General features: G+C 71.0%; 17 protein-coding genes and 1 tRNA gene. 8 read left to right on the forward strand and 10 right to left on the reverse strand.

Going from position 1 to position 17,542, the window contains the following annotated elements; all coding sequences use genetic code 11:
- The 4 genes from ACFVTH_RS10450 to dgt all read right to left on the reverse strand — a co-directional run bounded on the left by ACFVTH_RS10450 (position 1) and on the right by dgt (position 5,845).
- Positions 1–1,227 carry a pyridoxal phosphate-dependent aminotransferase gene (locus ACFVTH_RS10450; protein ID WP_387090176.1) on the reverse strand — a complete coding sequence of 409 codons (1,227 nt, stop codon included), beginning with the start codon at positions 1,225–1,227 and terminating at the stop codon, positions 1–3.
- 77 nt (positions 1,228–1,304) lie between these two features.
- Complete coding sequence (locus ACFVTH_RS10455; protein WP_387090179.1) at positions 1,305–1,724, reverse strand: hypothetical protein; 420 nt, start codon at positions 1,722–1,724, stop codon at positions 1,305–1,307.
- Between the two features lie 253 nt (positions 1,725–1,977).
- A complete protein-coding gene (locus tag ACFVTH_RS10460; protein WP_387090182.1) occupies positions 1,978–4,233 on the reverse strand; it encodes an esterase-like activity of phytase family protein in 2,256 nt (751 codons plus the stop codon).
- Positions 4,234–4,327: 94 nt separating this feature from the next.
- Complete coding sequence (dgt, locus tag ACFVTH_RS10465; protein ID WP_387090185.1) at positions 4,328–5,845, reverse strand: dGTP triphosphohydrolase; 1,518 nt, start codon at positions 5,843–5,845, stop codon at positions 4,328–4,330.
- A 156-nt stretch (positions 5,846–6,001) separates the two neighbouring features.
- On the opposite strand from dgt, the gene ACFVTH_RS10470 reads away from it, so the two are divergent.
- The 5 genes from ACFVTH_RS10470 (at position 6,002) to rplA (ending at position 8,748) form a co-directional block, all read left to right on the forward strand.
- A tRNA-Trp gene (locus ACFVTH_RS10470) sits at positions 6,002–6,074 on the forward strand.
- 40 nt (positions 6,075–6,114) lie between these two features.
- Positions 6,115–6,390: a preprotein translocase subunit SecE gene (gene secE, locus ACFVTH_RS10475; RefSeq protein ID WP_386938610.1), complete on the forward strand. Its 276-nt coding sequence runs from the start codon at positions 6,115–6,117 to the stop codon at positions 6,388–6,390.
- 59 nt (positions 6,391–6,449) lie between these two features.
- Positions 6,450–7,376, forward strand: a complete 927-nt coding sequence (gene nusG, locus ACFVTH_RS10480; protein WP_387090188.1) for a transcription termination/antitermination protein NusG — start codon at positions 6,450–6,452, stop codon at positions 7,374–7,376.
- A gap of 153 nt (positions 7,377–7,529) precedes the next feature.
- Positions 7,530–7,958 (forward strand): 50S ribosomal protein L11, encoded by a 429-nt coding sequence (gene rplK / locus ACFVTH_RS10485; protein ID WP_022889257.1) that lies wholly within the window; start codon positions 7,530–7,532, stop codon positions 7,956–7,958.
- A 100-nt stretch (positions 7,959–8,058) separates the two neighbouring features.
- Entirely contained in the window at positions 8,059–8,748 is a 690-nt protein-coding gene (gene rplA, locus ACFVTH_RS10490; RefSeq protein ID WP_386938607.1) for a 50S ribosomal protein L1, read from the forward strand.
- Positions 8,749–8,866: 118 nt separating this feature from the next.
- Here the strand turns inward: rplA and ACFVTH_RS10495 are convergent, their stop codons facing one another.
- From ACFVTH_RS10495 to ACFVTH_RS10505, 3 genes are all read right to left on the reverse strand, one after another.
- Positions 8,867–9,223 (reverse strand): SPW repeat protein, encoded by a 357-nt coding sequence (locus ACFVTH_RS10495; RefSeq protein ID WP_387090191.1) that lies wholly within the window; start codon positions 9,221–9,223, stop codon positions 8,867–8,869.
- A 141-nt stretch (positions 9,224–9,364) separates the two neighbouring features.
- Complete coding sequence (locus ACFVTH_RS10500; RefSeq protein ID WP_387090195.1) at positions 9,365–9,637, reverse strand: acylphosphatase; 273 nt, start codon at positions 9,635–9,637, stop codon at positions 9,365–9,367.
- 182 nt (positions 9,638–9,819) lie between these two features.
- Positions 9,820–11,346 (reverse strand): APC family permease, encoded by a 1,527-nt coding sequence (locus ACFVTH_RS10505; RefSeq protein ID WP_387090198.1) that lies wholly within the window; start codon positions 11,344–11,346, stop codon positions 9,820–9,822.
- Positions 11,347–11,493: 147 nt separating this feature from the next.
- Between ACFVTH_RS10505 and ACFVTH_RS10510 the strand changes: the two genes are divergently transcribed.
- Positions 11,494–11,865, forward strand: coding sequence for an iron chaperone (locus tag ACFVTH_RS10510; RefSeq protein ID WP_387090201.1), 372 nt, complete (start codon positions 11,494–11,496; stop codon positions 11,863–11,865).
- Between the two features lie 53 nt (positions 11,866–11,918).
- On the opposite strand, the gene ACFVTH_RS10515 is transcribed toward ACFVTH_RS10510, so the two are convergent.
- From ACFVTH_RS10515 to ACFVTH_RS10525, 3 genes are all read right to left on the reverse strand, one after another.
- Positions 11,919–13,283 (reverse strand): NAD-dependent succinate-semialdehyde dehydrogenase, encoded by a 1,365-nt coding sequence (locus tag ACFVTH_RS10515; protein WP_387090204.1) that lies wholly within the window; start codon positions 13,281–13,283, stop codon positions 11,919–11,921.
- 172 nt (positions 13,284–13,455) lie between these two features.
- Positions 13,456–14,214 (reverse strand): cache domain-containing protein, encoded by a 759-nt coding sequence (locus tag ACFVTH_RS10520; RefSeq protein ID WP_387090207.1) that lies wholly within the window; start codon positions 14,212–14,214, stop codon positions 13,456–13,458.
- Entirely contained in the window at positions 14,201–14,965 is a 765-nt protein-coding gene (locus tag ACFVTH_RS10525) for a GntR family transcriptional regulator (RefSeq protein WP_387090210.1), read from the reverse strand. The genes ACFVTH_RS10520 and ACFVTH_RS10525 overlap by 14 nt, the downstream gene beginning before the upstream one ends.
- Positions 14,966–15,078: 113 nt before the next feature.
- Between ACFVTH_RS10525 and ACFVTH_RS10530 the strand changes: the two genes are divergently transcribed.
- Both ACFVTH_RS10530 and ACFVTH_RS10535 read left to right on the forward strand, forming a co-directional pair.
- Positions 15,079–16,329, forward strand: coding sequence for a CaiB/BaiF CoA transferase family protein (locus tag ACFVTH_RS10530; protein WP_387090213.1), 1,251 nt, complete (start codon positions 15,079–15,081; stop codon positions 16,327–16,329).
- Entirely contained in the window at positions 16,326–17,522 is a 1,197-nt protein-coding gene (locus ACFVTH_RS10535) for an acyl-CoA dehydrogenase family protein (protein ID WP_387090216.1), read from the forward strand. Before ACFVTH_RS10530 ends, ACFVTH_RS10535 begins: the two co-directional genes overlap by 4 nt.
- Positions 17,523–17,542 lie beyond the last annotated feature (20 nt).

Below are 17,542 nucleotides of genomic sequence, written 5' to 3' on the forward strand. Positions count from 1 at the left end.
TCAGCCGAAGAGGCGCTGCAGTCGCTGCACGCCCTCGAGCAGCGGCTCGTCGCCGAGGGCGTAGCTGAACCGCAGGAAGCCGCTCGGCCCGAACGCCTCGCCGGGCACCGCGGCGACCTCGGCCTGCTCGAGGATCAGGTCGGCGAGCTCGAGCGAGGTGGTCGGCGTGACGCCGCCCCACTCGCGGCCGAGGAGGCCCGTCACGTCGGGGTAGACGTAGAAGGCGCCCTCGGGCACCGGCACGGTCATGCCGTCGATCTTCGAGAGCTCGGCGACGATCAGGCGGCGGCGGCGGTCGAACGCCTGCCGCATCGCCTCGACGGGCTCCTGCGGGCCGTTGAGGGCGGCGATCGCCGCGCGCTGCGAGATGTTCGAGACGTTCGACGAGAGGTGCGACTGCAGGTTCGCGGCGCCCTTGATGACGTCGGCGGGGCCGACCATCCAGCCGAGGCGCCAGCCCGTCATCGCGTAGGTCTTCGCGACTCCGTTGACGAGGATCGTCTGGTTCGCGAGACCCGGAACGGCCTCGACGATCGAGAGGGCGCGCGGGGCGGCGCCGCCGACCTCGGAGTCGAGCGAGCCGTAGGTGAGGTTCTGGTAGATCTCGTCGGCGACGACCCAGATGCCGTGCTCGAGCGCCCATTCGCCGATTTCGCGCGTCTGCTCGGGCGAGTAGACGGCGCCCGTCGGGTTCGACGGCGAGACGAACAGCAGCACCTTGGTGCGCTCGGTGCGTGCGGCCTCGAGCTGCTCAACCGTGACGAGGTAGCCCTGGTCGCTGCCCGCGAAGACGTCGACCTGCGTTCCGCCGGCGAGCTTGATCGCCTCGGGGTACGTGGTCCAGTAGGGGGCGGGCACGAGCACCTCGTCGCCCTCGTCGAGCAGCACCTGGAACGCCTGGTAGACCGCCTGCTTGCCGCCGTTCGTCACGACGACCTGGCCGGGGGAGACCTCGAGGCCCGAGTCGCGCAGCGTCTTCGCGGCGATCGCCTCGCGCAGCTCGGGCAGGCCCGCCGCAGGCGTGTAGCGGTAGTTCTTCGGGTCGCGCGTGGCGGCGAGCGCCGCCTCGACGATGTGCTCGGGCGTCGAGAAGTCGGGCTCGCCGGCGGCGTACGAGATGACCGGGCGGCCCTCGGCCTGGAGGGCCTTCGCCTTCGCATCGACCTTCAGGGTCGCGGACTCGGCGATGGCGGCGATGCGGGCGGAGAGACGGGCGCGTTCGGTCACGGGAACCAGCCTACGGCGCGCGCGCTCCGGATGACAGGCGGTGCGACGCCGCAATCCATCCGGAGACGCGCGGCGGTTCAGCCGAGGTGTTCGAGCTCCTTGCCGTGCACCGTGAGCGCATAGATGACGAGCACGTCGAGCGTGAGCACGATGAGCGACCACCAGGGCTGCACGGGCAGCAGCGCGAGCTGGCCGAGCGCGTTGACCACGACGAGGATCACCGCGATGACGCGGGCCCACGTCGCGCCCGTGAAGAGCACGGCGCCGATCAGCACGAGCAGGGCGCCCGAGATGACGTGCCACCAGCCCCAGCCCTCGACGTCGAAGAGCAGCAGGCCGCCCTGCGCCGTGACGAAGTATGCGCTGTCGGGCATGAACAGCGCGATGAAGCCGTAGAGCAGGTCGAAGCCGCCGGCGACGATCAGGATGATCGCCGCGAAGACGCCCCAGCCGACCCAGCCGGTCGGGCGGACCTCGCCGGTCTGCGTGTCACTCATGGAACCAACCCCCTCGTCGAATGCGGGATGCGACGGGGCCTCGGCGGCGCCGGCGCGCGATGGTGCTGATGGTGCTGAGCCACATGCTACTCAGGGGCGAAGCGCAGGGGAACCGATCTGCCCGCTGACCGGTGATTCCGGCGTCCCCGCGCCGCGGTACGGCCCCGGCGGCGGGCGCCGTCCCCGGCCTCCGCGCACGAGGGGATGCCGCGGGCCGGGCCCGTGGCATCCCCTCGCCGGCGAACGCGCGGGCTCAGCCGGCGACCGTCACCGCCACGTCGGGCTGGTCGCTGAACACGCCGTCCATGCCGGCGGCGAGGTAGACCGCGATCTCGCCCGCCAGGTCGCCCGCCTCGTTCGGCAGCGTGCTCGAACGGAACTCGACCGGGAGGAACTGGTTCTCGAGACGGAAGGTCCAGCCGTGCACGTCGAGGCCGGCGGCGTGCGCGTCGGCGATCACGGGACTCGGCGCGGCGAGCGTGCCCGACGGCGTCCGCGGGATCAGCACGGACTTCTCGACGCCGATGCCGTCGGCGTACCCGGCGATCTCGGCGAGGCCGGCGGGCGTCACGAGGTCGCGGTAGGTGCGGGCGTCGCCCGAGAGGGCGAAGTCGTACGGGCGGCCCGAGTTGCTGACGAGCTGGGCGAGCGGCACCTCGGTGAGGCGGTCGAGCTCGCGGAGGTTCGACACCTCGAAGCTCTGCACGATCACCGGGGCGTCCGCGCGGTCGAGGCCGTCGGCCCGGAGCGCTGCCACGAGCGGCTCCTCGAGCGAGAGGCCGATCGCGTCGAAATAGCTCGGGTGCTTCGTCTCGGGGTAGACGCCGACCTGGCGGCCGTCGCAGCTGATCGAGTGGCGGGCGAGGTCGACGACCTCGTCGAGCGTCGGCACCTGGTAGAGGCCGTCGAACGCGGTGTTCGCAGGGCGGGTCTGCGGCAGCCGCTCCTTCGCGCGGAGTGTGCGGAGCTCGGCGAGCGTGAAGTCCTCGGTGAACCAGCCGGTCACCGTGGTGCCGTCGATGACCTTCGTGGTCCTGCGGTCGGCGAACTCGGGCCGGGCGGCGACGTTCGTCGTGCCGCTGATCTCGTTCTCGTGGCGGGCGACGAGCACGCCGTCCTTCGTCGAGACCACGTCGGGCTCGATGTAGTCGGCGCACTGCACGATCGCCTGCTCGTAGGCCGCGAGCGTGTGCTCGGGGCGGTGGCCGCTCGCGCCGCGGTGGCCGATGACGGTCACCTGTTCGGGCTCGATCTTCGTGCGATCGAGGTCGATCACGGCGAACTCGGTGTCGTCGGGGGTGCCGGGCACGCGGGCGTCGTTGCCGGGGTAGTTGTTGTCGTTGCCGATGAGCAGGCGCCCGTCCTTCAGCTGCACGATCGTCTCGAACGACTGCACCGGCAGCGAGAACACCTCGCCGGTGCCGTAGCCGTCGCCCGCGCCGATCCCGTCGGGGTTGGCGATGCGCAGGGCGTCGAGCACGAGCGTCTTCTCGAGGTATCCCTCCGCGTCGGCGCGCTTCAGGTTCACCTGGTAGACGCGCTTCGTGACCGACTGCTCGCCCTCGAAGTCGTCGCGCTCGACGACGAGCAGCACGTCGTTCTTCACGGTGAACGCGTCGCCGACGACGTTCGGCTCCTGGTCGGCCTGGTAGTTCCAGGTGCGGCCGGTGTAGACGCCCCGCTTCGTGTCGAACTCGTGGATCTCACGACGGCGGAGGTCGTCGTCGTCGGCGTACGAGCCCTCGACGATCGGGTAGAGGTAGCGGCCGTTGACCGAGCCGGCGAGCGCCTCGAAGCCGCGGCTCGCCCGCACTCGCGGGGTCTCGCCGGCGGCGAGGTACGGGTTCTGGGGCGACTTCGCGCCGTCGAGCGAGTAGGGCTTCTCGAGCAGCGTGCCCTCGGCGTCGAAGTGCAGCAGGAACGGCCCGAACTCCTCGCCGACCCAGAAGCTGCCGTCCTTCGCACGCACGACCGACTCGATGTCGAAGTCGGCGCCGGTGAGCAGGCGGTCCGGGGTGTCGTCGTTCACGATCGGGAAGTCGAGCACGCCGTTGCGGTCGTTGTACGAGATGAACCGCTCGACCTCGAGCGAGCCGTCACCCCCGTCCGCGGTCTGCCAGTCGGGCGTCACCAGGTAGTTGCGCAGCAGGAAGTCGGCCGAGTTGCCCTTCGAGCCGAACCCGTTGTCGGGCTGCGCCCAGAAGGTGCCGTCGGCGTTCTCGATCACGGCCGAGAAGCCCGGGATGACCTGGCCCTCCCACGGGCCCTGCCGGCCGTTCGCGGCGGAGGCGAGCGCGCCCGATGCGGGCCCGTCGGCGAGGAAGTCGGCCGAGAGCGTCGCTCGCGCGACGAGCGTCGGCTCGAAGGCGTGCATCGGCGAGGTCGGGGTGGTCTGCCCGTTGCCGACGGCGTCGGCCGGGGCGGCGGCGAGCAGGGCGGCCGCGGCGGCGGTCGCGGCGGTGACGGCGATGACGCGCGGCAGCGCGCGTCGCGTGAGGATTCGGCTCATGGTCGCGAGCAAATCGGGCACGGCCTGCACCCCCGTGTCGCCCGGGCGTCCGGCGGGCGACGAGCCGGTGAACGATCGTCGGCGGCGCGACGGCTCAGAGGTTCTGGCCGATGTCCCACAGGCGGTCGGGCCGGCCGTCGATCGCCTCGGAGACCGCGAGCGCCTGGTCGTCGGAGAGGGAGGCGACGTAGTCGACGACGCCGCGGCCGACGCCGAGCCGGCGCACCGCGCCGGCGTCGGGCACGGGCACTCCCTCGGGCCGGGTGGCCCGCACGAGCTCGTAGCCCGCGGTCGCGATGTCGACGAGCTCCTTGAGTCGCTGCGGCACCCGGTGGCGGTCGTAGTCGTCGGTCACCCACGCCGTGAGGCCCTTGACGGCCCGGGTCAGCACCCGGCTGAGGCCGCGCTGGTACATCGCGATGTCGGCCCGGTCGAGGATGAAGTGCCGGTGCACGAACTTCAGGATCTCGACCTCGTGCCACGCCCCCCGGTCGAGCGCGACGAGGCCGGTGCGGGCGACGCCCTCGGGGGCGGGCACGACCGAGGTCTGCAGGTGGCCGATCCAGCGGTTCGTGAACGAGGAGAGGGCGCGCTCCGACGCGATCGAGCCGTCGAACGGCGTCGCGAGCAGGCCGTCGACGAGGTCGTCGGCGACGGTGTCGACCGCAGCGGCGAAGGCATCGTCGTCGGCGACCCAGGCGTCGCTCGCCCTGAGCTTGCGACGGAGCGCCTCGAGGGCGGCGCCGGCGGGCGCGGTGCGGGAGGCGAGCTCCTCGTCGCCGAGCGCGCGCAGTTCGCTCCACCCCTCGACCCAGCCGCGGAACTCCCGCGCGACCGCGCCGTGGCTCAGCAGCCCGGCGCGGTAGAAGTCGTCGACGTCGTGGATCGAGTACGCGATGTCGTCGGCGGTGTCCATCACCGAGCACTCGAGCGACTGCACCATCGACGGCAGGCCCGCGCGCGCCGCGGCGAGATCGGCCGCGTCGAGCCCGTAGGCCGAGAACTTCGTCGCGACGGCCTCGCCGTCGACGACGCGCATGCCGCGGGGGAGGCCCCCGTCGGCGAACGGCGTCGGAGAGGCGAAGCGGGTCCACGGGTACTTCGCGATCGCGGTGCGCACGGCCGCCGTGAGATTCAGGCCATGGGATGCCGCGGCGCTGACGTCGAGGGTCGCGATGATGCGGTAGCTCTGCGCATTGCCCTCGAAGCCGTCGTCGAGGCCGAGCGTCTCTCGGGCGAGCCGGTCGAGCACGCGCTCGCCGAGGTGCCCGAAGGGCGGGTGGCCGAGGTCGTGCGCGCTCGCCGCGGCCTGCACGACGACGGCGTCGCAGCCGTGCTCCACGGCGAGCGCATGGGCCGGCGACGAGGCATCCGCGAAGCCGACCGCGATGGCGCGCGCGACCGCGGTCACCTTGATCGAGTGGGTGAGCCGGTTGTGGATGAGCGGGCCCGCACCAGGCTGCGCGATGACCTGGGTGACCGCCGAGAGCCGCGAGAAGTACGGCGAGAACCGGATGCGCTCGAGGTCGAGGCGGAACTGCGAGTGCTCGCCGACGACCTCGACGCTGGAGCTCGGCTCGGGGGTGCGGCGGGCGGCGCGGTCGGGGCTCATGAACCCAATGTAGGCGCCGGTTCGCGCGAGCCGCTCGCGTCGCATAGACTGTTCGATGTTGCTTTCCTCAGCAAAACTTCACTGCGCCCGAAATCTCAGATTTCGAGTGCGACGGAGCGAGGCGGTGACTCCGAGGTGCCCTCGCAACAGGGCCCGAGGGCGGTGGCTCAATTGGTAGAGCAGCGGTCTCCAAAACCGCAGGTTGCAGGTTCGAGTCCTGTCCGCCCTGCGAGCCGGCAGTGATTGCCGGCCCACGAAAGGTGTACGAGGTGGCACGAAAAGTAATCGACGAACCGAGTGAGGACGTCGTCGCCAACGCGAAGCGCGACCGCGCCGCGCGTCGGAATCCCTTTTCGCGCATCGCCCTGTTCATCCGGCAGGTCATCGCTGAGCTGAAGAAGGTCGTCACCCCCACGCGGAGGGAGCTCGTCAGCTTCACGATCGTGGTGCTCGTGTTCGTCATCATCATGATGGCGCTCGTCTGGGGCCTCGACCAGCTGTTCGGGTGGCTGGTGCTGTACGTCTTCGGAACGACCGGGGTCTGATCGAGGCCTTCGGCTCGCCAACCCGTTCGCCGCAGGCGCACGAAGAGAAGGATCGAGAATTGTCAAGGACTGAGCACGACGACGTCGATTGGGCCACGGCTGCAGAGCAGTCGGCCGAAGACGACGAGGCGCAGACGGGCAACGTCAACGAGCACGAGGAGCAGTCCTCCGAGCCGGCCGAGCACGTGGCCGTGCACATCGTCGACGACGAGGGCAACGACGTCGACCTCGACGCCGTGCTCGACTCCCTCGCCGAGGCGAGCGACCCCGAGGCCGACGCGATCGTCGACGACGCACTCGACATCGACTCCGCCGACGAGGCCGAGGCCGCACTCGAGGCCGTTGAAGAAGAGGCCGACACCGAGTTCGACCCGTACGAGGAGTTCCGCGCCGAGCTGCGCTTCCTCCCGGGCAAGTGGTACGTCATCCACTCGTACGCGGGCTTCGAGCGCCGCGTGAAGGCGAACATCGAGCAGCGACGCGAGTCGATGGCGATGGCCGACTACATCTACCAGGTCGAAGTGCCGATGGAAGACGTGGTCGAGATCAAGAACGGCCAGCGCAAGATGGTCACCCGCGTCCGTATCCCCAGCTACGTGCTCGTCCGCATGGAGCTGAACGAGGAGAGCTGGTCGGTCATCCGCCACACGCCCGGCGTCACGGGCTTCGTGGGCAACGCGCACAACCCGACCCCCCTCCGCTTCGAGGAGGCCTTCGGCATGCTGAAGAGCCTCGTCGAGATCAAGGACGTCGCGCCCGCCAAGGGTGCGAAGGCCGGCGCCGCCACCGGTGCAGCCCGCCAGATCCCCGCCGAGGTCGACTTCGAGGTCGGCGAGACGATCACCATCAAGGACGGCTCGTTCGCCGGCCTGCCCGGCACGATCAGCGAGATCAAGCCCGAGAGCGGCAAGCTCACCGTGCTCGTCTCGCTCTTCGAGCGCGAGACCCCGGTCGAGCTCAGCTTCGACCAGGTCACGAAGCTCTAAGCACCCTCAGAACCTCCACAGCCAGCCCTCCGGTATACTCGGAGGGTTGTGCTGCGTTCGGCTCCGGCCGAACCCACACGAACCACCGCCGTCCGGAACCGCCGGAACGACGGGAGAGTGCCCCCAGGGCGTTCGAACAGAAAGAGAGAAATCATGGCACCGAAGAAGAAGGTCACTGGTCTGATCAAGCTTCAGATCAACGCCGGCGCCGCCAACCCCGCACCGCCCATCGGTCCGGCGCTTGGTCAGCACGGCGTGAACATCATGGAGTTCTGCAAGGCCTACAACGCGGCGACCGAGTCGCAGCGCGGCAATGTGATCCCCGTCGAGATCACGGTCTACGAAGACCGCTCGTTCACCTTCATCCTGAAGACCCCGCCCGCTGCCGAGCTCATCAAGAAGGCCGCCGGCGTCGCCAAGGGTTCTGGCGTCCCCCACACCACCAAGGTCGGCAAGCTCTCGCAGGACCAGGTCCGCGCGATCGCCGAGCAGAAGATGGCCGACCTCAACGCGAACGACCTCGACGCCGCGTCGAAGATCATCGCGGGCACCGCTCGCTCGATGGGCATCACGGTCGAATAAGGCCGCAGCGGAGGTCGAGCGACCTCCGCTCCTCAGAACTCAGCATCAGTGGCAGCGCCCGCCAGGCGCAGATGACCACACTCTCTCAAGGAGAAGCAACATGGCACAGAAGTCCAAGGCCTACCGCGCCGCGGCCGAGAAGATCGAAGACGGCAAGCTCTACACCCCGAGCGAGGCCGTGGCCCTCGCGAAGGAGACCGGCTCGGCGAAGTTCGACTCGACCGTCGAGGTCGCGCTGAAGCTCGGCGTCGACCCCCGCAAGGCCGACCAGATGGTGCGCGGCACCGTCATCCTCCCGCACGGCACCGGCAAGACCGCCCGCGTCATCGTCTTCGCGACGGGCCCCGCGGCCGAGGCCGCCATCGCAGCCGGCGCCGACGAGGTCGGCGGCGCCGAGCTCATCGAGAAGGTCGCCGCGGGCTACACCGCGTTCGACTCGGCCGTCTCGACCCCCGAGCTCATGGGCCAGGTCGGTCGTCTCGGCAAGGTGCTCGGCCCCCGTGGCCTCATGCCCAACCCGAAGACCGGTACCGTGACCCCGAACGTGGGCCAGGCCGTCTCCGACATCAAGGGCGGCAAGATCGAGTTCCGCGTCGACAAGCACGCCAACGTGCACTTCGTCGTCGGCAAGGCCTCGTTCTCGGCCGAGCAGCTCGAGGAGAACGCGAAGGCGGCCCTCGAAGAGGTGCTCCGTCTGAAGCCGTCCAGCTCGAAGGGCCGTTACATCCAGAAGGGCGCCGTGTCGACCACGTTCGGCCCCGGCATCCCCCTGGACGTCAACGCCATCTGATCCACCCGGTGATCGAGTGGCGCGAAGCGCGACTCGAGATCCACGAAGGCCCCGCCGGTTCGCCGGCGGGGCCTTCGTCGTGCGTGCGCGCGTGCGTTCGTGCGTGCGCGCGGACGGGTCAGTGCGGGATCGCGTCCTGGTGCGCCTGCATGCTCGGGCGGATCGCCAGCACGGCAACGACGAGCGCGACCGCGCCGCAGATCCACGACATCCAGGCGGCCCCGCTCGCGGTGTCGACGTAGCCGCCGATCCAGGGCGAGACGAAGAGCAGCAGGCCGAGCGCGGCCTGCACGGACTCCATCGCGACGAGTCCCGGCGCGGCGAGGTTGACGAGCCCGGAGATGACGAGCAGTCCGCCGAGCGCGAGCATCAGGGCGAGCGAGGCGCCCATCGGGGGAACGAACAACGTCGAGAGCATCGCTGCAGCACCGGCGGCGACGGCGACCCAGTCTTCCCAGCGTGTCCACTTCTTCATAGAAACCAGCCTCCTCAAGGTGGTGGCTCCCAGTCGGGGGTCACCTCAACGGTACGACCGCGCCGAACGGCGGTCAACGTCCACGATGGCCGCCGCCGCCGCCGCCGCCGCCGCGGCCGCCACCGCCGCTGCGCCGAGCGCTCAGCGGAGGATGCGGAAGGCCTCGTCGTCGTCGAGCGGGTCGAGCTCGCTGACGACGATCCCGGTGACGTGCGATCCGGGCGGCCCGGCCTCGAGCCGGCGCAGCATCTCGTGCACCGCGGCCGCCTCGCCCTGGACCTCGGCCTCGACCGTCGCGTCGGGGCGGTTGCGCACCCACCCCGTGACGGCGAGCCGGTCGGCGTGCTTGCGCGCGAGGTAGCGATAGCCGACGCCCTGCACGAGGCCGCTGACGACGACATGGCGACGGATCATCCGCTCACCCTACCCGTCCGTCGGCGCGGCGCGGCCCGGTGCGGTGCCGCGGGGTGCGGTGCCGCGCGGCGCGGTGCAGGTGCGACCCGAGCCTGCGACGAACTGCGGGGGTGCCCGCCCACACGCCGGGCGGAGGAATCACCCGGTGGCCGACGGACACCCCCGCAGCGGGAGTGCACGGATCAGTGCACGGTCGTGGCGTCCGCCGCGGGCACCGCCCCCGTGCGGGTGCGGATCTCGTCGGCGACCGCGATCGCGTCGCCCGCCGGTGCGTCGGACTTGCGGTCGGGGCGTGCGATCACGAGGTACAGCGCGCCCGAGACGACCACGATGCCGAGGCCGATCAGCACGACCCAGTCGGTGAAGAAGTCGCCCGACGAGCCGGGCGTCGCGAGCAGGATCATCGCGAAGACGCCGTAGGCGAGCGCGGCGACGTTCACGACGAGGCCGAGGCGGCCGAGCGTGAACGGCCCGGCCGGCTTCCACCCCGTGAGCCGCTGCCGCAGCGACGCGAGCACGACCATCTGGAACGCGACGTAGATGCCGAGCACCGCGAACGAGGTGACCGGCAGCAGCAGGCCGTCGTTGAAGAAGATGAGCACGCTGATGAGCGCGGGCACCGTGCACGCGACGATGAGGGCGTTCGTCGGCACCTTGTTGCGCGGCGACACCTTCGCGAGCCAGGTGTGACCCGGGATCATGCCGTCGCGGGCGAACGAGTACAGCAGCCGGCTCGCCGCCGCCTGCAGGCTCAGCACGCAGCTGATGAAGGCGGTGATCGCGATGACGAGGAAGAGCTTCGCGCCCACGGGGCCGAGCGTCGCCTCGAGGATGCCGGGGATCGGGTCGACGTCGCCGCCCGCGACGATCTCCTCGAGGTTCGGCGCCGCGAGCACGTAGCCGCCGAACGAGAACAGCGCCGAGACGCCGCCGACGAGGATCGTCAGCACCATCGCCCGGGGAATGCGCCGCGCGGGGTTGGCGACCTCCTCGGCGACGTCGCCGCAGGCCTCGAATCCGTAGAACAGGAACAGGCCGGCGAGCGCCGCACCCATGAAGGCCGCCGCGTAGCTGCCGTCGCCCTCGACGCCCATGGTGTCGAAGAAGACCGAGAACTCCTGCTTGCGCTGGAAGATCAGGAGGTAGAGGCCGAGGCCGATCACGCCGACGAGCTCGGCCGCCAGGCCGATCTGCGCGACCCGGGCGAGGGTCTTCGTGCCCGAGAAGTTGAAGACGAACGCGACGAGCAGCAGGCCGAGCGTGATCGTGAGGTTCACGGCGGGGGTGAGTTCCACGCTGAAGAGGCTCGCCACGAATCCGGCCCCGAACTCGGCGACCGCGGTGATCGTGACGATCATCGCCCAGATGTAGACCCATGCGGCCATCCACGCGTAGCGGCGACCCCAGAGGCGGCGGGCCCACGGGTAGATGCCGCCGTGGATCGGATACTGCGAGACGACCTCGCCGAACACGAGGGAGACGAGCAGCTGCCCGGCGCCGACGATCACGATCCACCAGATCGACGGCGGCCCGCCGACGGCGAGGGCGGTCGCGAAGAGCGAGTAGACGCCCACGAGCGGTGAGAGGTACGTGAAGCCGAGCGCGAAGTTCGCCCAGAGGCTCATCGAGCGGTTGAACGACCCGTCGTAGCCGAGGACCTTCAGGTGTTCGTCGTCGCCGAGATGGTTCGGCGTGGGTTCTGCTGGCATGATGCCCTTTCGATCGACATTGATCTCGCGACCGCCCCCTCCGGCCGCACGGTATGCGCAAGCATAGCCATACATTCGGCAGTAAAGGTATAGCACCGGATGATTTATTCGGATGCCGTCCGAGGGGCTCCGTGGCAGGATGCCCGCATGGGAACCGTCACCGACTACCTCGCCGAACGCGACGGCGACAACCGCGCCGCACTCGAGCACGTCATGTCGATCGCCCGTGAGCTCTCGCCCGACGCGGTCGAGGGCGAGAGCTACGGCATGCCGGCGCTGCTGCACCGCGGCAAGGGGCTCGCGGCCGCGCTCGAGGCGAAGCAGCATCTCGGCCTCTACCCGTTCAGCGGGCAGATCCTCCCGAGCCTCGCGGCCGAGCTCGACGCGGCCGGGCTGAAGTGGTCGCCGGGTGCGCTCCAGTTCACCGCGGAGCATCCGGTGCCCGACGAGCTGCTGCGGCGCATCTTCGCCGAGCGCATCGCGCAGATCGACGCCCAGCTCGAGAAGAAGCGGCGCTGAGACGACGGATGCCCCGGGGCGAACCCCGGGGCATCCGATCACGCTGAGGCTGGTCAGCCGATGCGGATCATCTTCTTGTTGACGAACTCGTCGGCGCCGAAGCGGCCGAGCTCGCGGCCCGAACCCGAGCGCTTGACGCCGCCGAAGGGCAGCTCGGCGCCGTCGGCGCCGACCAGGTTCACGAAGACCATGCCGGCCTCGATGCCGTCGGCGACGCGCAGCGCCTGCTCGCTGTCGGTCGTGAAGACGTACGAGCCGAGGCCGAAGGGGGTGTCGTTCGCGAGCTCGATCGCGGCGGCCTCGTCGGCGACCTTGAAGACCTGTGCGACCGGGCCGAAGAACTCCTCGTGGAACGCGTCGGAGCCGGGCTGCACGTCGGTGAGGATCGTCGCCGAGTAGTAGTTGCCGTTCTTCTTGCCGCCCGAGTGGAGCGTCGCGCCCTGTGCGACGGCGCGCTCGACCTGCTCGGCGAGACCCTCGGCGGCCTTCGCCGACGAGAGCGGGCCGAGTGCGGTGCCGTCGGCGGCGGGGTCGCCCTCCTCGACCTCGTTCATCTTCGCGGTGAACTTCTCGAGGAACGGCTCGTACAGGTCTTCCACGACGATGAAGCGCTTGGCCGCGTTGCAGGCCTGGCCGTTGTTGTCGACGCGCGCGAAGACGGCCTGGTCGACGGTCGCGTCGAGGTCGTCGGTCGAGAGCAGGATGAAGGGGTCGGAGCCGCCGAGCTCGAGCACGACCTTCTTCAGGTGGCGGCCGGCGATCTCGGCGACGATCGCGCCGGCGCGCTCGGAGCCGGTGAGCGACACGCCCTGCACGCGGCGGTCGGCGATCACGGTCTCGATCTGCGCGTGCGAGGCGTAGAGGTTGACGTAGGCGCCCTCGGGGAAGCCGGCGTCGAGGAAGATGCGCTCGATCGCGGCCGCCGACTCGGGGCATTGCTCGGCGTGCTTCAGCAGGATCGTGTTGCCGATGATCAGGTTCGGCCCGGCGAAGCGGGCGACCTGGTAGTAGGGGAAGTTCCACGGCATGATGCCGAGCAGCACGCCGAGCGACGAGCGGCGGATGAGCGCCGAGCCCTCGCCCGCGAGGAGGTCGATCTGCTCGTCCTTCAGGAGCGCCTCGGCGTTGTCGGCGTAGTACTCGTAGATCGCGGCCGAGAACTCGACCTCGCCCACGGCCTGCTCGCGCGGCTTGCCCATCTCGCGCACGATGATGTCGGCGAGCTCGTCGACGCGCTCGTTGTGGAGCTCGGCGACGCGGCGGATGAGCGCGGCGCGCTCGGCGACGGTCGACTGCTTCGACCAGCCGCGGTGGGCCTCGTCCGCCGAGGCGATGGCGGCCTGGAGCGCCTCGTCGGTGATGGTGTCGAAGCTCTTGACGACCTCGCCGGTGGCGGGGTTGGTCACGGCATAGGGCATGGGGATTCTCCTTCTCGGGGGCACGCACGCCAGTCGGCCAGGGCCTGTCGGAGGGGTCGTCTGCCGCGGTGCATACGCTCGTCCGTCAAAGATATAACAACGGATGATTCTTCTCGACCCGTGCTCAGCGGATGCTCGGTTTCGTGCTCGCGAGCGGGCACGCCCCGCGCCGTCAGTGACCGGCGGACGCCGCCGGCGCGACGATCACCCGGAACGGCGTGCCGGCGCACTCGAGCGCGTCCGCGTCGTCCGCGTGCGCGAGCTGCCCCACCTGCAGCGCGGGCTCGGTCGACAGCACCACCCGGCCGTCGGCGTTCACGAGCGCGAGCGGCACCTCCACCCCGAGGAAGCGGGGGAGCAGCTCCTGCTCGAGGCGGCGCACCGAGATGTCGGCGCCGACGACGCCGACCATGCGCTCGCCGCCGTCGCCGTGCACGGGCATCGTGAGCGTGAGGATGTAGTCGCAGGTGCAGAGGTGGTCGACGAAGGGGCCCGTCACGTGGGCGTGACGGGTGGTCGCGGGGATGCGGTACCACTCGAGCGCGCGGAAGTCGCGCAGGTACTCGGTGTAGCCCCGCGTCGACAGGTCGAGCCTCGTCGGGCCGTCGGTCGAGCCGAGCACGGGGTTGTCGTCGAGCGGCCCGAGCCACCACGCGAAGTGCACCTCGCGGCCGCGCACGATCTCGCCGTCGGCGATGAACCCGGCCCCGATGAGCAGGGCGTCGGGCTCGACGAGGCGCGGGATCACGAGCTCGGCGACGGCCTCGTCGAGCTCGGCCGGTCGCACCTCGTTGCCGGCGGTGGGCGAGCCGGCGATCATCGCCTCGATCGGGGTGCGCCAGTCGGCGAGCTGATCGAAGACCCGGGCGAAGACCTCGCCGACGGCGTGGGCGACCGCCTCGACGGCGGTGCGGTGCTCATGCGTGGTCATCGAGTCCGCCTCCGCGTTCGACTCTGGCCTTCGCGGCGAGCAGGCTCGCGGCGAGCGCCGTGACGAGCACGCCGGCCGCCTCGCGGGCCCTCGCCGGGCGATGCGTGGCGACCGCGCGCACGATGCGGCGGTCGGCGGTCGCCGCCTGGGCGCGGGCCTCGGCGTCGTCGAGCCCGATGAGCAGCAGCGGGCCGAACTCGGCCTGCAACCGGATCTGCTCGCGCACGAGCCGGGCCGACTGGCTGAGCACGGCGAGCTCGAGGAAGAAGCCGCCCTGGTTCGTGCGGGCCGCCGCCGCGGTGCCGAAGTCGGCGGCGTCGAGCCAGGCCGCGAGCCGGGTCGCCTCGGGGTCGCTCGCCCGCTCGGCCGCGCGTTCGGCGGCGCCGGCGAGGATCGCGCCGAAGTAGACGGCCATGTCGCTGAGCTCGACCTGGGCGAGCCCGCGCAGGCGCACGGTGAGCAGCGCGCGGTGCTCGGCGTCGTCGTGCACGACGAAGCTGCCGCCGTCGCGGCCGCGCCTCGTCTCGACGAGTCCGGCCTCGCGCAGGATGCCGAGGCCCTCGCGGACGGTGATGAGGGCGACGCCGAAGCGGCGGGCCAGCTCGGGTTCGCTGGGGAGGCGCTCGCCGGGGTCGAGCACGCCGAGCACGATGCCGTCGGTGAGGCGCTGCGCGACCTGCTCTGCGCGGCCCGCATCGGCGAGCTGGGCGAACACGGCCTCGCGCGCGCCGGGGCCCACCCTCGATTCCATGCGTTCACGATAGCCGAGGGCGCGGCGGCCGAGTGGCGACGCGCGCAAAAAAGATTCACTATAGGATGAATGGAGCGAGGCCGAACGGCCGGCACATGCGAAGGCGGATGACCATGCACGAGCGACCCGACACGACGACCGGTGGCGAGCCACGGGCCGGTGCCGCGACGGCGCCCGCGGGCGGGCAGGGCGGGGTGCTCGCCGGGCTCCGCGTCGCCGACTTCTCCCGCGTGCTCGCCGGCCCCTACGCGACGATGATGCTCGCCGACTACGGCGCCGACGTCATCAAGGTCGAGCCGCCGACGGGCGACGACACCCGGCACTGGAAGCCGCCGGTCGACGCCGACGGCACCGCCACCTACTTCGGCAGCGTCAACCGCAACAAGCGCTCCGTCGCGCTCGACCTCGCGAGCGACGAGGGCCTCGCGGAGGCCCGCCGGCTCGCCGTCACGGCCGACGTCGTCATCGAGAACTTCCGGCCGGGCGTGATGCACCGCTTCGGCCTCGACTACCGGGCCGTGCGCGCCGAGAACCCCGGGGTCGTGTACTGCTCGATCACGGGCTTCGGCACCGGCGAGGGCGCCGGGCTCGCCGGCTACGACCTGCTCGTGCAGGCCGTCGGCGGCCTCATGTCGATCACGGGGGAGCCCGAGGGCGAGCCCGCCAAGGCCGGCGTCGCCCTCGTCGACGTGCTCTGCGCGCAGAACGCGCTCGCCGGCATCCTGCTCGCCCTCCGCGACCGCGACCGCACGGGCGAGGGCGCGCACGTCGAGATCAACCTGCTGCAGAGCCTGCTCTCGGCGCTCACCAACCAGGCCGCCTCGACCCTCGTCACCGGTCGCGCCCCGCGCCGGCTCGGCAACCAGCACCCGTCGATCGCCCCGTACGCCGTGTTCCCCGCCGCCGACCGCGACCTCGTGATCGCCGTCGGCAACGACAAGCAGTTCCGTGCGCTCGCCGCGATCCTGGGGGTGCCGGGGCTCGCCGACGACGAGCGCTACGCGACGAACGAGGCGCGTGTCGCCCACCGCGAGCACCTCCGCGCCGAGATCGAGGGCGCCCTCGTCGCCGACCGCGCCGCCGTCTGGGCCGAGCGCTTCAACGAGGCCGGCGTTCCCGCGGGGCTCGTCAACGACGTGGCCGAGGCCATCGCGTTCGCCGAGTCGCTCGGCCTCGAGCCGGTCGCCGCGATCGGCGGCAGCCGCACCGTGGCCAACCCGATCCGCCTCTCCTCGGCCCGCGCCGAGTACCTGACCCCTCCGCCCCGGCTCGACCAGCACGCGGGCGCAGACTGGCGCCCCGTGGCATCCGACCGCCTGACGCCACCTCGACCTGAAGCCACCTCGAAAGGACACCGCGCATGACCACCGCCCCCAGCATCGACCAGGTCTTCGACTTCGACGCCCTCCTCAGCGAGGAGGAGCGCGGCTGGCAGCAGAAGGCCCGCGCCTTCGCCCAGGAGCGGCTGCTGCCCGTCATCGAGGACGACTTCGAGGCCAAGCACTTCCGCCGCGAGTTCGTGAAGGAACTCGGCGACCTCGGGTTCCTCGGCATGCACCTCAAGGGCTACGGATGCGCCGGGGCCGCCGCCGTCTCGTACGGCCTCGTCTGCCTCGAGCTCGAAGCCGCCGACTCGGGCTGGCGCACCTTCGTCTCGGTGCAGGGCTCGCTCGCGATGAGCGCGATCCACAAGTACGGCTCGGAGGAGCAGAAGAACCGGTGGCTGCCCGGCATGGCCGCGGGCGACCTCATCGGCTGCTTCGCGCTCACCGAGCCCCAGGGCGGCAGCGACCCCGCCGGCATGACGACCACGGCGCGCCGTGACGGCGACGGCTGGGTCATCGACGGCGCCAAGCGCTGGATCGGCCTCGCCTCGCTCGCCGACGTGGCCGTCGTCTGGGCCAAGGTCGACGACCCGTCCGGCGCATTCGGCGAGGGCGGCAGCGCGGTGCGCGGATTCCTCGTGCCGACCTCGACCCCCGGCTTCACGGCGACGCCCATCGACGGCAAGCTCTCGATGCGCGCCTCCGTGCAGTGCGACATCGCGCTCGACGGCGTCCGCGTCGGCGGCGACGCGATCCTGCCCGGCGCCCGCGGCCTGAGCGGCCCCTTCGGCTGCCTCAACGAGGCTCGCTACGGAATCGTGTGGGGCGCGATGGGCGCCGCGCGCTCGTGCCTCGAGGCCGCGATCGAGCGCTCGACCTCGCGCGAGGTGTTCGGCAAGCCCATCGGCGCGAACCAGCTGATCCAGGCGAAGCTCGCCGACATGTTCCTCGAGGTCGAGAAGGGCATCCTGCTCGCACTCCACCTCGGCCGCCTCAAGGAGCGCGGCGCGCTCACGCCCGCCCAGATCTCGGTCGGCAAGCTCAACAGCGTGCGCGAGGCGCTCGCGATCGCGCACGAGGCCCGCGCGATCCTCGCCGGCGACGGCATCACCAACGCGTGGCCCGTCATGCGGCACGCGGCCAACCTCGAGTCGGTGCGCACCTACGAGGGCACCGACGAGATCCACCAGCTGATCCTCGGCCGCGAGCTCACGGGGCTCAACGCGTTCTGAGCGCATCGAACCGTCGATCT

Source organism: Agromyces sp. NPDC058104, from assembly GCF_042884835.1.
Classification (GTDB): domain Bacteria; phylum Actinomycetota; class Actinomycetes; order Actinomycetales; family Microbacteriaceae; genus Agromyces.

Excerpts from the sequence above, each read along its gene's own strand:
- ACFVTH_RS10455 (WP_387090179.1), bottom strand. The coding sequence starts at position 1,724 with ATGAGTGACACGCAGACCGGCGAGGTCCGCCCGACCGGCTGGGTCGGC.
- ACFVTH_RS10460 (WP_387090182.1), bottom strand. The coding sequence starts at position 4,233 with ATGAGCCGAATCCTCACGCGACGCGCGCTGCCGCGCGTCATCGCCGTC.
- dgt (WP_387090185.1), bottom strand. The coding sequence starts at position 5,845 with ATGAGCCCCGACCGCGCCGCCCGCCGCACCCCCGAGCCGAGCTCCAGC.
- rplK (WP_022889257.1), top strand. The coding sequence starts at position 7,530 with ATGGCACCGAAGAAGAAGGTCACTGGTCTGATCAAGCTTCAGATCAAC.
- rplA (WP_386938607.1), top strand. The coding sequence starts at position 8,059 with ATGGCACAGAAGTCCAAGGCCTACCGCGCCGCGGCCGAGAAGATCGAA.
- ACFVTH_RS10495 (WP_387090191.1), bottom strand. The coding sequence starts at position 9,223 with ATGAAGAAGTGGACACGCTGGGAAGACTGGGTCGCCGTCGCCGCCGGT.
- ACFVTH_RS10500 (WP_387090195.1), bottom strand. The coding sequence starts at position 9,637 with ATGATCCGTCGCCATGTCGTCGTCAGCGGCCTCGTGCAGGGCGTCGGC.
- ACFVTH_RS10505 (WP_387090198.1), bottom strand. The coding sequence starts at position 11,346 with ATGCCAGCAGAACCCACGCCGAACCATCTCGGCGACGACGAACACCTG.
- ACFVTH_RS10510 (WP_387090201.1), top strand. The coding sequence starts at position 11,494 with ATGGGAACCGTCACCGACTACCTCGCCGAACGCGACGGCGACAACCGC.
- ACFVTH_RS10515 (WP_387090204.1), bottom strand. The coding sequence starts at position 13,283 with ATGCCCTATGCCGTGACCAACCCCGCCACCGGCGAGGTCGTCAAGAGC.
- ACFVTH_RS10520 (WP_387090207.1), bottom strand. The coding sequence starts at position 14,214 with ATGACCACGCATGAGCACCGCACCGCCGTCGAGGCGGTCGCCCACGCC.
- ACFVTH_RS10525 (WP_387090210.1), bottom strand. The coding sequence starts at position 14,965 with ATGGAATCGAGGGTGGGCCCCGGCGCGCGCGAGGCCGTGTTCGCCCAG.
- ACFVTH_RS10530 (WP_387090213.1), top strand. The coding sequence starts at position 15,079 with ATGCACGAGCGACCCGACACGACGACCGGTGGCGAGCCACGGGCCGGT.
- ACFVTH_RS10535 (WP_387090216.1), top strand. The coding sequence starts at position 16,326 with ATGACCACCGCCCCCAGCATCGACCAGGTCTTCGACTTCGACGCCCTC.